Source organism: Geomicrobium sp. JSM 1781026 (assembly GCF_041949955.1).
Classification (GTDB): domain Bacteria; phylum Bacillota; class Bacilli; order Bacillales; family Marinococcaceae; genus Geomicrobium_A.
In genome coordinates, this window is the sequence record NZ_JBHFQF010000002.1 from 28534 (window position 1) to 41408 (window position 12875).

General features: G+C 43.1%; 11 protein-coding genes. 8 read left to right on the top strand and 3 right to left on the bottom strand.

The window, feature by feature from the left end; translation table 11 throughout:
* Window positions 1-188 precede the first annotated feature (188 nt).
* The gene (locus ACE1TF_RS03080) at window positions 189-1037 is read right to left on the bottom strand and encodes a MurR/RpiR family transcriptional regulator (RefSeq protein ID WP_375014152.1); all 849 of its coding nucleotides are present in this window, start codon (window positions 1035-1037) and stop codon (window positions 189-191) included.
* A gap of 238 nt (window positions 1038-1275) precedes the next feature.
* On the opposite strand from ACE1TF_RS03080, the gene ACE1TF_RS03085 reads away from it, so the two are divergent.
* A complete protein-coding gene (locus ACE1TF_RS03085) occupies window positions 1276-2376 on the top strand; it encodes a response regulator aspartate phosphatase (RefSeq protein WP_375014154.1) in 1101 nt (366 codons plus the stop codon).
* A complete protein-coding gene (locus ACE1TF_RS03090) occupies window positions 2373-2666 on the top strand; it encodes a hypothetical protein (RefSeq protein WP_375014156.1) in 294 nt (97 codons plus the stop codon). Before ACE1TF_RS03085 ends, ACE1TF_RS03090 begins: the two co-directional genes overlap by 4 nt.
* Before the next feature lie 84 nt (window positions 2667-2750).
* Here the strand turns inward: ACE1TF_RS03090 and ACE1TF_RS03095 are convergent, their stop codons facing one another.
* Window positions 2751-3074 carry a hypothetical protein gene (locus ACE1TF_RS03095; protein ID WP_375014158.1) on the bottom strand — a complete coding sequence of 108 codons (324 nt, stop codon included), beginning with the start codon at window positions 3072-3074 and terminating at the stop codon, window positions 2751-2753.
* 1043 nt (window positions 3075-4117) lie between these two features.
* Between ACE1TF_RS03095 and ACE1TF_RS03100 the strand changes: the two genes are divergently transcribed.
* The 6 genes from ACE1TF_RS03100 (at window position 4118) to ACE1TF_RS03125 (ending at window position 9520) form a co-directional block, all read left to right on the top strand.
* Window positions 4118-5167, top strand: coding sequence for a tetratricopeptide repeat protein (locus tag ACE1TF_RS03100; protein WP_375014160.1), 1050 nt, complete (start codon window positions 4118-4120; stop codon window positions 5165-5167).
* Between the two features lie 105 nt (window positions 5168-5272).
* Entirely contained in the window at window positions 5273-6226 is a 954-nt protein-coding gene (trxB, locus tag ACE1TF_RS03105) for a thioredoxin-disulfide reductase (protein ID WP_042398065.1), read from the top strand.
* A 223-nt stretch (window positions 6227-6449) separates the two neighbouring features.
* Window positions 6450-7322: an RNase adapter RapZ gene (gene rapZ / locus ACE1TF_RS03110; protein WP_375014163.1), complete on the top strand. Its 873-nt coding sequence runs from the start codon at window positions 6450-6452 to the stop codon at window positions 7320-7322.
* A complete protein-coding gene (locus ACE1TF_RS03115; protein ID WP_375014165.1) occupies window positions 7322-8263 on the top strand; it encodes a gluconeogenesis factor YvcK family protein in 942 nt (313 codons plus the stop codon). Before rapZ ends, ACE1TF_RS03115 begins: the two co-directional genes overlap by 1 nt.
* 15 nt (window positions 8264-8278) lie before the next feature.
* A complete protein-coding gene (gene whiA / locus ACE1TF_RS03120; protein ID WP_375014167.1) occupies window positions 8279-9241 on the top strand; it encodes a DNA-binding protein WhiA in 963 nt (320 codons plus the stop codon).
* A gap of 24 nt (window positions 9242-9265) precedes the next feature.
* Window positions 9266-9520 carry an HPr family phosphocarrier protein gene (locus ACE1TF_RS03125; RefSeq protein WP_042398077.1) on the top strand — a complete coding sequence of 85 codons (255 nt, stop codon included), beginning with the start codon at window positions 9266-9268 and terminating at the stop codon, window positions 9518-9520.
* A gap of 38 nt (window positions 9521-9558) precedes the next feature.
* Here ACE1TF_RS03125 and ACE1TF_RS03130 read toward each other — a convergent pair whose 3' ends face one another.
* Window positions 9559-12336: a S8 family serine peptidase gene (locus ACE1TF_RS03130; RefSeq protein ID WP_375014169.1), complete on the bottom strand. Its 2778-nt coding sequence runs from the start codon at window positions 12334-12336 to the stop codon at window positions 9559-9561.
* Between the last annotated feature and the right edge of the window lie 539 nt (window positions 12337-12875).

A 12875-nucleotide genomic window follows, 5' to 3' on the forward strand; every position in this document is an offset into this window, starting at 1 on the left:
GCGTGGCTATGATGGGGTTTGATATTTTTAAGCGGTGTGATGATGTTGGCATTGGGTGTAGGTTTTGTCGAAAAGGTGCACATCCGTGTCGATTATGTGCACATCTTTGTCAAAAGTGTGCACTTCCATGTCGAAAGCGTGCACATGCATCGCTATTAGAGGTCATCAAAGTTGCTCGTGTTCAAAAATTAATACCTCTTCGTCGCAATCGACTCACGAATCTTGTCTAAGTTTTTCAGTGTTGTATCTTTTAGTTGCAGTGCGGCGAGTACGTACAAAACATCGATTAAAGCGAGCTGTACCATGCGGGATGCCATCGCTTCCGAACGAAAGAGTGATTCCCGCGCGCTCGTCGTTAACGTGTAATCCGCAGTTTTTGTTAATGGTGACGAAGTGTGCCCTGATATCGCAATCGTCGTTGCGCCAGCGGTTTTGGCGGTCTTTAATGCATCAACAACATCGCGGTTACTGCCGCTATTTGAAATACCAATGGCTGTACTACCTTTTGAAAGCAAAGACGCGCTCATCATCTGCTGATGACTGTCGCTAAACGCTTGAATCGGGATGCCAAACCGCATGAATTTGTGGTATGCATCTTCGGCAACAACTCCGGAACCGCCCGAACCGTACAAGTCAATGCGCTCGCTTTTCGTAATCACTTCAGCTACTTGTTGCAACGTTTCTTCATTTAAAAGGGCAAGCGTGTCATCCATGGCTCGTTTATGTTCAGTGAATATTTTTGAGGCAAGTGTTCCGACGTCATCTTGCAAAGAGATGGATTCGTGAATATTCGCTTCCTCTTTCACAATCTGCCGGGCTAAAGATATTTTCAAATCTTGAAAACCTTTATACCCAAGCCGTTTACTGAATCTAGAAACCGTGGCATCAGCAACACCACTTGCTTCTGCCAGTTCCGAAATTGAAAAATAAACCGCTTGATCTGGGGCAGAAAGAATGTAATCTGCAACCTTCTTTTCTTTATCCGATAAGGAAGAATAATAAGAGCGTATCGTTTGTAGACAGGCATTTGCAGTCAAAATATTCCCTGCTTTCATTCATGTAGTGTACCGCAGTATAGCATAACTGAAGATTAAGGGACAAAATCAGCGCGAAATCGTATAGAAATTTGTTGCTTTTTAGTAGAAAAGAAAAATTCCGCTCACATTAACTAGGAATATTTACTCAATTATATTGAAAAATTCTTACTTTATAGTAAAATAGATATTAATTCTAGGATTTTAAGTAGATTAAGTTTTAAAAGGGGGACATAACAGAATGAGCTCATATGTATCCCCTGCTGACCTCGTGTCAACCATTGGAAACTGGTACCATGCGATCATTCGACGAGACGTAGAAGCAGCCACGCGATTAAAGAAAGTTGTAGAGGAGTTGATGGCTAGAGGGAAAATTGATGAAGAAATCGAACTCTACTACGAGCTTACCGACTTTCGGCATATGATGATTACCGAGAATATATCTGAAGGAGAAGCATATCGAAAAATTGATAAACTTCAGGATCTAGGTAAGGTCAATGTTAATTCTACGTTTCGGAGTTTACAAAATTATATTTATGGTCATTTCGAGTTTCTCCAGGGTAGTTATATTAAAGCTATTCGCTACTATCAAGAGACAGAATTTGAGCTAAATCAATTATCAGATCCTTTTGAGAAAGCAGATTTTTATCAGCGGATGGGAGAAACATACTATAGAATTGATCAATATGTAAGCTCAATTTATTATCTCGAAAAATCATTTAGTATATTTAACGAGAACCCACTTTTCGAAGAGCGTGCCTTAAATAGCTTGCTATTGTTAGGGTGTGTTTACTCAGAGATGAGAGAGACTGATGAGGCTAAAGAGCTGTTTGATCGTGTTTTAAATTCTTCTAAATCATATCCAACATTACATTCATTAGCACTAAGAAACATTGGCTTAAGTTTGTTGCAATCTAATCATTTAAAATCAGCAAAAAGGAATTTTTTAGAGGCGTTAGAGACTGGAGGGCACAAAAACTCTGCTGAGGGCATGAAGACAAAGTATAATATCTCTTTAATTTGCTTTAGATTAGATGACTATGAAGAGGGATTGAATTACTTGAACATTGCCATGTATGAAGCAGATAAGTACCATTCAACTGAATATATTGCCCGTTGTAAAATTGTCCAGAACTTATATGTCAAAAAAGATTTAGCTGTTGTGATTGAAGGCTTAAATCAACTCGAGGCAAATAATCTCTATTTTGAGTGTGCAGAAATGTCTAATGAAGTATCTTACTACATGGAGAGAGTAGGAGAAAACGAACAAGCGTTTAGCTTTTTGAAAAAATCATTAGAATATCGTAATTTTCAATTAAAATCTAGGAGTGATATTTCATGAAGAAGCTAATTATGTCATTTGTGTTTGTTTTGTCTATTAGTTTTACAGGATTTGTTGCTGATGCTAGTGCTGATAAAGGCTCATCGGTGTGGAGTGTAAATTCTCTAGATAAAGGCTCATCTGTATGGGGCGAAGTGAGTCCCCAAGATAAGGGCTCATCAGTATGGAGTGAAGTGAGTCCCCAAGATAAAGGCTCATCTGTATGGGGCGAAGTAAGTCCCCAAGATAAGGGCTCATCCGTATGGAATGAAGTGAGTCCTCAAGATAAAGGCTCATCCGTCTGGAGATAAACACAAATTAGGTTATTCAACTATCTAAATCTATAAAGAAATTAAACCTAAAACCCCTACCGCATCTACTGCGGTAGGGGTTTTTCATGCTCTGCGTGCTCGGACGTTAATGACTGTTCCGAACAATCCTTTGCCTATGAGAATGAAACTCATTGCTGAGAAGAGCGCTGCGATAAATGGAAGGCTAAACCCGATGACTTGACCCGGGACGCCTGCGACCAGTGTGGACGTCTCGTGTAAAGAGGCGCTTAGTACAAATCCTGACATGTAGGCGGACGTTAATAACAGAATTGGAGATGCTGTGAGTAGTCCTAACCCATAAAGCAGCGTCTTGTTGGCACGCTTGATCATTGCATAGGTAAGCAATAAGGAGGCGAGGATTGTAAAAGTAATAAGTGCAATAAACATGAATATCCCCCTTAAAAGACACTCTGTACATCGTAGTATGAAAGTGCTGTTTTGAAAAGAGGTTCAGGGAAATAATCTGAACGTTTCGATAAACGTGATCCTCTTTACATTATAGTCACAGCGTAAGGGATTATGATTTTGTATACAACGAAGAAAAGGTGTTTGCTCATATTGAAGAGCAAGCGTAGCGAAAAATCTAAAGTTGTTTGTTCGGGATGATTGGCTTGGTTGTGTGGTGTATGTAAGGTGGGCCCCTATTTTGCCGGAAACTATGCTAAGCTGGCTGCTGAAAGTAAAAAGCAAGACAGGTTGCATGATTGAGGGAACACTTTCTGTTCAGTATCAGATGAACTAAAAAATTTCACTCAACTATAGGCAGGGGATTGTCGTGTGGCTTTGTACCCGAACATCAATCTCCGTGGAATGTCTTCGGCTGAGCGTGGTATAAGCTGTGGACTAAAAATAAAAAACTGCTTTAGAAGTCGACGGTCAATTACCTCCTTTAAAGCGCTCGATCGACTTCCAATAATTCTTTTTTGGAATGAAACGATCATCGATTGGAAGTAAATTGATACCAACACGGGCTTAGATCGGTGATTCTGTTTCGAATCGAAGCTCTTTTGGAAACAGCTTCATGGCCGAAAAACGATGAGCGCCTATGGAGAACTACGACCGATGCTATGACTTTGAAAAGAAAGTTGTACATATAAAGGAGTACAGTTGAAAGCAAAAAGCAAAAAGACACTTCAGGATGAATGGATCGAAGGATGACACGCACATAATGTCGTGGGCACTTTATTAGCTTCGGAGATTTCATTGACCTTTCTTACCTTGACCACGAAAGGGGCGAGGAAGTCGTCCGTAGCCTGGGAAACGGTTCTAAATGTTGACAACGTACACCTATGCTTCATGACTTTGAGACGGTTCTTTTGATTCCAATAGATTATATGGTATAATTAGTTCGTTATGCTTTTGTTCGGAGAGTTAGCTTGTGGCAAAAGCGAATTTGCTATGGTCAAAACCGGAGAGTGAGGGTTTGTTCAATGGGTCAAGTTGTCCCTTTTATACAGAATCCGGAATACTTCTTTAAACAAGGTGTCATTGCTTATCAAAAGAAGGACTGGCACCGTGCGACGCGATTGCTGCAACGAGCCATTGACTTACGCCCCCTCGAAGGGGTTTTTCACTGTCAGTTGGCAGCTGTGTTATCGGACATGGGTCAGTATGAGCGTTCCAACGAGATTCTGTTACACGTAGTCGAGCATATTGATTACCAATTATACGATTGTTATTATTTTCTAGCAAATAATTATGCCTATTTAGGGTTGTTTGATAAAGCAAGAGAAGCGGCGAATAATTATTTGAAGCTCATGCCATATGGCGAGTTTCGTGCAGATACAGAAGAACTGCTTGAGCTATTAAACCTTGAGGATCTTGATGCGGGAATAGAAAACGATGAACTTGTCGATCACCCTGTCCCCGATCAAGTCATTTTGCAATATGAAGAAGCGTGGCGCTATATTAAAGAAGGCAATTACCGTCAAGCCGAACGAAATTTGCGTGAGATGATTGAGGATCAGCCAAGTTATTTGGCTTCATATAACCAACTGGCGCGAGCGCTTCACTTGCAAGGGAGAACGGAAGAAGCGATTTTCGTGTTGCAAGAACTCATTGAGGAGCAGCCATATGTGCCGGCACTTTGCCAAATTGCGCTTTTGCTGTTTGAAGCAGGTCACAAAGAAGAAGCGTCCTATTGGACCGAGAGATTAAAAGATGTTGTACCGATTGATAAAGGCCATATGTATAAGGTGGCAACGACGTTATGTAGGCTCGGAGAATACGAGGCTGCGTTTCCTGTTTTTCGTTATTTGCAAAAGCATATGCCACAGGAAAAGGCGTCTTTTTTCTACCGGTACGGTGTTGTCGCATATCACCTCGGGTATAATAACCGCACAAGAAAAGCGTGGTCCATCGCCAAAAGGTGGGGGCATGAACATGCGGCTAATTTACTGGCGACGTGGGAGATACGATCCCTCGACGATGAAGAAGTGCGTTGCGAAGACTTGCGCGATCTAGCTTTTGGAATCGAGTAACACTCAAGCAAATTTATGGACGCTGACTAGCGACATTTCATATACTTTGGGAACAGGATAAAATAATGAACTTCAATCCAGAATAAACAAAAAGGAGTGTTGGAGATGTCAGGGGATACAGAAAAAATCTATGATGTGATTATCGCAGGTGCAGGTCCAGCTGGAATGACGGCAGCTGTTTACACGTCAAGAGCTGAAATGTCGACGCTAATGATTGAACGCGGTGTTCCAGGTGGCCAAATGGCAAATACCGAAGATGTTGAGAACTACCCAGGGTATGATCATATTCTCGGTCCCGACCTTTCGAATAAAATGTTCGACCATGCCAAAAAATTTGGTGCCGAATATGCGTATGGCGACATCAAGTCCATTGAAGAAGGTAAAGAATATAAAACCGTTCACGCAGGAAACAAATCATACAAAGCGAGAGCCGTCATCGTTACGACCGGTGCAGAGTATAAACAACTAGGCATTCCAGGCGAGAAAGAACTCGGTGGCCGTGGCGTATCTTATTGTGCGGTCTGTGATGGCGCATTTTTCCGTGAGCGTGAAATCATCGTTGTTGGTGGTGGAGATTCTGCAGTGGAGGAAGCTGTCTACTTGACTCGATTTGCTGATAAAGTAACGATTGTGCACCGTAGGGATCAGCTTCGCGCCCAGAAGATTCTTCAGCAACGCGCATTTGTTAACGACAAGATTGATTTCAAGTGGAATACGGTTGTTAAAGAAATTCATAGTGAGGACGGCAAAGTAGGCAGTGTCACACTTGTGGATGTCGAAGATGGTACGGAGTATGAACACAAAACCGAAGGTGTGTTTGTTTATATCGGGATGTTGCCATTAAACGATGCCGTGAAAGACTTAGGGATCACAAATGATGAAGGTTATATTGAAACGAACGAAGAGATGGAAACGGCCATTCCTGGGCTATATGCTGCAGGAGACATTCGTGAAAAGAGCCTTCGCCAAATTGTTACAGCGACAGGTGATGGTAGTTTAGCTGCCCAAAATGCACAGCATTATGTCGAAGAACTGCTCACCCAAGTAGGTTCGAAATAACGATGTTAACATTTCTTTATAAATTCGTTATTCGCTTTTAACGGGTTTGTAACCACAGTGCAACACTCATGCGCTATGATGGGGTTAGTTAATTGACCCCCCTTTTATATATCTTGAAGCGCAAGGCGATATCGCCTTGCGCCTTTTTTGGGAATCGAGCCTTTAATGATGTATAATGGGAAGAAGAACAGAACGGTACAGGTGAACAAAAGGGGAGAAGGATATGAACGAAGATATCCAAATTGTTGTTATAACCGGGATGTCCGGAGCGGGGAAAACGGTAACGGTCCAAAGTTTGGAGGACCTTGGTTATTTTTGTATTGATAATTTGCCTCCAGCCCTTATTCCGAAATTGTTAGACCTCATTGAATCCGGTTCCATGAATCGCGTAGCCCTTGTGATGGACCTGCGTGGTCGTGAGTTTTTTGACCAAGTGTTTTCAGCTGTTAGTATGCTGGGTGACAAGCCGAATTTGCATACACATATTTTATTTTTGGATGCAGATAATGAAAAGCTCGTTCAACGATATAAAGAAACGAGACGTTCCCATCCGTTAGCGCCAAACGGTTCGCTGTTAGAAGGTATTGAAAAAGAACGGAAGATTTTAGAAGAAATCAAAGGTCGTGCAAGGCATCGCATTGATACGACAAGCCTTAAACCAAAAGAGTTGCGAGAGGAAATCAATCGTTTATTTACGAAGCCTGAAGAACAGACATTTACGGTTCATTTTATGTCGTTTGGCTTTAAGCACGGAGTTCCGATTGATGCCGACCTTGTCTTTGATGTTCGCTTTCTTCCAAACCCGCATTATATTGACCGACTTCGCCCGATGACCGGTCTTGATAAAGATGTGTCTGACTATGTTCTAAAATGGGATGACACGAAAGTTTTCATAGAGAAACTTGAAGACTTGTTAACGTTCATGTTACCGCTATACAAACAAGAAGGAAAGTCCCAGCTCATTGTTGCGATTGGTTGTACAGGTGGGCAGCATCGCTCCGTTACGCTTGTCGAGTACTTTGCGAATTTGTATGAGAGTGCCTATCCGGTTCATCGCAGTCATCGCGATCGGAAAGTTGGAGGCGAACGTAGCTAGTGGGTGTACAGAAAGTTGCAGTCATTGGTGGCGGAACAGGTCTCGCGGTATTACTCAGAGGTTTAAAGAAATATGACGTAGATATTTCTGCAATCGTAACGGTTGCAGATGATGGCGGCAGTTCAGGTCGTTTACGTAAAGAATTGAACATCCCTCCTCCTGGTGATGTACGCAATGTGTTAGCGGCATTGGCCGAGGTAGAGCCTTTAATTGAACAACTCTTTCAACATCGTTTTAAAGATGGGGAAGGGTTAACGGGTCATACGCTTGGCAACTTGCTTTTGGCTGGAATGACATCGATCACAGGGGACTTTGCCCGCGGGATTACGGAACTTAGTAAAGTGCTCAATGTTGGGGGCAAGGTGTTGCCAGTGTCCAATGATAGTTTGGAATTGGCCGCAGAGATGAAGGATGGGTCAATTGTTTACGGTGAATCCAGCATCCCTCACGCGGAACAAACGATTGATCGCGTTTTTATAGAGCCGAGGAACCCTGCCGCTTTACCTGAGACGATCCAAGCCATCCGGGAAGCGGATAAAATTGTGATCGGTCCAGGTAGTTTGTTTACGAGTGTGCTCCCGAACTTACTTGTGCCCGAAATTACAGAGGAAATTAAGCAATCAACAGCGAAGAAGCTTTATATATGCAATGTAATGACGCAGTACGGGGAGACCGAACAGTTTTCGGCTTCCGACCATGTGAAAGCGATCCAAAGGCACGTCGGTAACGACGTATTCGATCATGTGCTAGTGAACGAAGCACCGATCCCTAAAGAAATGACAAACCGTTACATGGAAGAGGGAGCAGAGGCTGTCGTGTGCGACACGAAAAACCTACAAGCGCTTGGTTTACGAGTGATACAAGATAACTTCATACGCATCGAAAGCAGCCATCTGCGTCACCACGCGGAGAAGCTGTCAGAGATTATTATAGAATTATAAAGGTGGTGAACGCTCATGTCGTCTTTTGCAGCGATGACTAAAAAAGAATTAACGCAAATTGAAACCGATTCATGCTGTGAGAAGGCTGAGCTAGCTGCACTCATACGAATGAACGGAGCGCTGTCATTTGGCAGTGGCAAACTATCCCTTGATATATCCACCGAGAATGCGGCGATTGCTAGGCGAATTTACACGTTGCTGAAACGTTCATATGATAACATGAAGGCAGAACTCGTCGTTAGAAAGAAAATGCGTTTAAAGAAAAATAACGTATACATCGTTCGACTATACGAACATGTTCGTGAAATTCTTGCAGACACAGAGATTATGGGAGAAGGATATTCATTTACACGAGACATCTCTCATCGGTTGATTGAGAAGCAATGTTGTAAGCGCGCTTACTTGCGCGGAGCCTTTTTAGCAGGAGGATCGGTGAACCACCCAGATACGTCTTCGTATCACTTAGAGATCTTTTCACTATATGAACAACACAATCGCTCACTCCAAAAGCTGATGGCGGAGTTTGATTTGCAGGCAAAAGTGCTAGAGCGTAAAAAAGGGTTTATTTTGTACGTGAAAGAGAGCGAGCGAATTACCGAGTTTCTAAATATCATTGGCGCTCACCAAGCTTTGCTTTATTTTGAGGACGTACGAATCATGAAAGACATGAGAAATTCCGTCAACCGGTTGGTGAATTGTGAAACTGCCAACTTGAACAAGACCGTCGGAGCGGCATTACGTCAAGTTGAGAATATCGAGTTTATTGAGCAACAGATTGGTTTGAATAAATTACCTCAAAAGCTTAGAGAAATCGCAGAGATAAGAGTGAAACATCAAGAAGTTACGCTGAAAGAGCTCGGTGAAATGGTTCCTTCAGGTAAAGTGAGCAAGTCAGGTGTGAACCACCGACTAAGAAAACTCGATGAGATGGCTGAGAAGTTACGTAATCACGAAAGCATTGAGTTGCCGCAAGCTTAAACGATTGTGAAGGGAAGGGAAGCCATGGTTACAAGAGAAGTGACAGTCACTTTAAAATCTGGGTTGCAGGCACGCCCTGCAGCGTTGTTCGTTCAAGAAGCAAATCGATTCGGTTCTCATGTCACCATCCAAAAAAATCATCAAGAAGTGAATGCGAAAAGCATTATGGGTGTTATGAGCTTGGCCATTCGTAAAGATACGGCAATTGTAATAAAGGCTGAGGGAAATGATGCTGAAGACGCAGTGAATGCGTTGGAAGCATTCGTCACTGAACATTAAAAAGGTTGAGCGGGTTCGATCCGCTCAACCTTTTTTCGTTATTCGCTTACGTTCTTCCAAACGTCCCACTGTCCAGAATTGTTCGGGTTTTCCCCTTGTGTCCACCATTTGGCTTCAAATAATTGGCCGTCATGGAGTACACGGTCTCCGCCGACGTAAATGTCAGATGTTGACCAAGCAGGATAACCGTCATCTTCATCTGGCTCGGTGCAGTCTGAAGCGATCTTCCAAACATCCCATTGTCCAGATTGTTCTGGGTCTTCACCTTGCGTCCACCATTTGGCTTCGTAGAAGTTACCGTTGTGCTCAACGCGGTCTCCCCCTACATAAATGGAAGAGCTTGACCACGCGCCATGTTCACAAAGCGGTGGGTTTTCTGGGTCTGGAGTTGGTTCTGGTTGCGAAGCATCTTCGTCACTTTCGACGACTGTAAACACGTTACTTTGAGCGGTATTTGTTTGTTCGAGATATTCAGCATACCCAATCATTACGTAATCACCAGCGTCAAGATGAGTCGCATCATAAGTTTCCTCAAACGTACCACCAGCAACATCAGCATACGAGTCAGCAAGTCCTAAATAGTTGCCTGTTTCTGCGTCATAGAGCCAGAATCCTAGTTCCTCTGCTCCACGGGGTACATTTGCAACGAGATCAAATTCATTTGTCTCCTCTGTATCAAGAACATTTAGCGAAGTAATTCGTGGATAATCAGGTTCGTCTACAAATAGAATTGTAGGTACCTCAATTGTATCGGTGAGGCTTTCGACTGTAATCATACCTTCATAATAACCACTGTCTAAAAGGTCAGGATTCACTTGAATGTTCAGGCGAACTTCACCAGATTGTCCTGGTTGAAGCGCAATGTCACTGCTCGTCATCGCACTAATACCAGAAGGGTTGCCATCAAATTCAATCGAGAAGCCATATGCTTGTCTTTGATCTGAAACATTATTAATCGTAAACGAGCTTCGCTTCGTTTGGACTCCCTCATCTTCAGCGAAGATACCAAATGAGTGAGTTCCTGGCATAACTGTAGAATCTACGTTAATGGCATCTGGAATTCGAATGCTACCTGTTCCTTGCGTATTATGCGGGTACGTATTCCCGTCAGGGTCAACGAGCGTTTCTGCAGTATTCATTAAGGCCGCACGTACGTGTTCAACACTTGCATCCGGATCTGCATCTAAAAGAATAGCTGCTGCACCAGCGACGTGTGGTGCTGACATGCTCGTCCCTTGTTTGGATGAATATCCGTGTGGGTTGCTACTATCGTGTGTCGGCACAGTACTTACAATCGATACCCCTGGTGCAGACACATCTGGTTTGATCATCCAGTTAAACATGACCGGTCCGCGAGAAGAGAAGTCTGCAACCGTTTCTCCAACTTCACGGTCAAAATCAAAGTCAAATGAAACGGTGTTGTCCCCGTTACTTAGGGCATCTAGCATCGCTTGCCCGTCTTGGAGCGACAATTTAACCGTCGGGATGTCTAAGCCTGGAACGTCTGGCTGAGCTCCTTCGACGTTATTGTAAATAATAGCCCCTACAGCTCCAGCATCCGCTGCATTTTCTGCTTTTTCAACGAAGGGTAAGTCCCCTCGAATCATCAGTGCAATGTTGCCTTCTGCGTCAACATCTTCAAAGTCTTCAGGAGCACCAATGCCTGCATCAAAGAATTCATACTCTCCTTGGTTTAATCGAAGTAAATCCAATTCGTTAGAGAAGCCCATTACTTCTGCAGATGGGTAGCTACCTGTTTCTGTTTGCATTGCTGCAGTGTACTCAGCGAAAGGCAACTGTGTTGCACCGACAGAAATCGCTTCGCGTGACGTGCCTGGTGAACCAACAGTCCAGTTTTCTGGCCCTGAGTTCCCGTTAGACGTAACGGCAACAACACCGTCTGCCATTGCCACATCAAGCGCAATACTCGTTGCAAAGTCTGGATCGTTCAGCGTATTCCCTAGCGACAAATTCATTACGTCAGCGCCGTCGAGAACCGCTTGCTCAATCCCTGCGATAACATTAGCTGTCGTACCTGAACCACCGGGTCCGAGTACACGGTAAGCAAGAAGATTCGCGTCCGGGGCAATCCCAGTAACAAGGCCACTACCGGCAACCGTCCCAGCTACATGAGTGCCGTGGTCAGTGGAACCACCACGAGGGTCTCCTGGAGGTGTCTCTTGTGGATCTTCATTATTATCGACAAAGTCATACCCTTTATAGCTACCAAAAGCAGGGGCTAAGTCAGGGTGTGTATAATCGACGCCGGTATCAATTACAGCGACGGTTACACCTTCCCCGGTATACCCCATATCAAACGCTTCTTGATTCCCGATGAAAGGTCCGCTGTCAAGCATGTCTGGGCTAAACTCTTCTTCAGCAATGGCAATGTCCTCACCAATTGTGTCTACTTCATATTCCACATCTGGATAAACCGCTTTGACGCCATCAATGGTGAGAAGTTGTGGAATTTCATCTTCTGGAAGCTCGATGGAAAATCCAGAGAAAACATAGCCATATTCTTGCACCACATCTACTGAGCTGACATTCACTTCAATGTCATTAAGTACACGATTGCGCTCGTCCGTTAGTACGGAGCGAGATTGGCGTTCACCTGATTGTCTTGCGTCTAGTTCAGACTTTTCTTCAAGTTCAACGATGACTGTCTTCGTCTGCGAAGACGTGAAATCATGAACACCAAAAATTTGTGCTTCAATCGCCTTTTCTGCCTCCTCAGCAGTTGCCGCGTATGGAAGTGCAGATGAAGCTAACAGAAAGAAAATACTAGATAGTGCAAATGTTTTAAATTTCTTCATAAAATCCTCCCTTTTATTCCCGTTAATCGACTCCCTAAAATGCTACAATCCTCCTTTTTCCTACAGTAAATTATTTCGGTATGCTTAATAAAAATCCTGTAGAATCGTGGAAAGACAGGCGTTTAGACCTTCATACGAAAAATGCCAACGGCTTTTGTCCTTTCTTTTCTTTGAATTTCATAGTCTGAAAGTCAAGAAATCGAAATCATTTACTGATGAAAAACTAGCATCCATAGGAAAGTCTTACCCATAAAGAGGATGGGAAGGGGAAATTTCAACAAAAACTGAAAAAAAACCAAGTGATTACATCATGCACCACTACTATTCGATATAAATTTCCAACATGAAAAAAGGATATGCCTTGCATTCTGTTACATAAACCTGAAAAGGCTCAATTTATTGTAGTGACACGTATTCTATGTATATCAAAATCTAGTGTTGACAATACGAGCAGATTTGTTTAATCTGTAAATCGTAATCGTTACGATCGTAACGATTACGATTTACAATATTGAAGGAGGAGGTGTATGGGTGAAAAA

Excerpts from the sequence above, each read along its gene's own strand:
- ACE1TF_RS03085 (WP_375014154.1), top strand. The coding sequence starts at position 1,276 with ATGAGCTCATATGTATCCCCTGCTGACCTCGTGTCAACCATTGGAAAC.
- ACE1TF_RS03090 (WP_375014156.1), top strand. The coding sequence starts at position 2,373 with ATGAAGAAGCTAATTATGTCATTTGTGTTTGTTTTGTCTATTAGTTTT.
- ACE1TF_RS03095 (WP_375014158.1), bottom strand. The coding sequence starts at position 3,074 with ATGTTTATTGCACTTATTACTTTTACAATCCTCGCCTCCTTATTGCTT.
- ACE1TF_RS03100 (WP_375014160.1), top strand. The coding sequence starts at position 4,118 with ATGGGTCAAGTTGTCCCTTTTATACAGAATCCGGAATACTTCTTTAAA.
- trxB (WP_042398065.1), top strand. The coding sequence starts at position 5,273 with ATGTCAGGGGATACAGAAAAAATCTATGATGTGATTATCGCAGGTGCA.
- rapZ (WP_375014163.1), top strand. The coding sequence starts at position 6,450 with ATGAACGAAGATATCCAAATTGTTGTTATAACCGGGATGTCCGGAGCG.
- whiA (WP_375014167.1), top strand. The coding sequence starts at position 8,279 with ATGTCGTCTTTTGCAGCGATGACTAAAAAAGAATTAACGCAAATTGAA.
- ACE1TF_RS03125 (WP_042398077.1), top strand. The coding sequence starts at position 9,266 with ATGGTTACAAGAGAAGTGACAGTCACTTTAAAATCTGGGTTGCAGGCA.
- ACE1TF_RS03130 (WP_375014169.1), bottom strand. The coding sequence starts at position 12,336 with ATGAAGAAATTTAAAACATTTGCACTATCTAGTATTTTCTTTCTGTTA.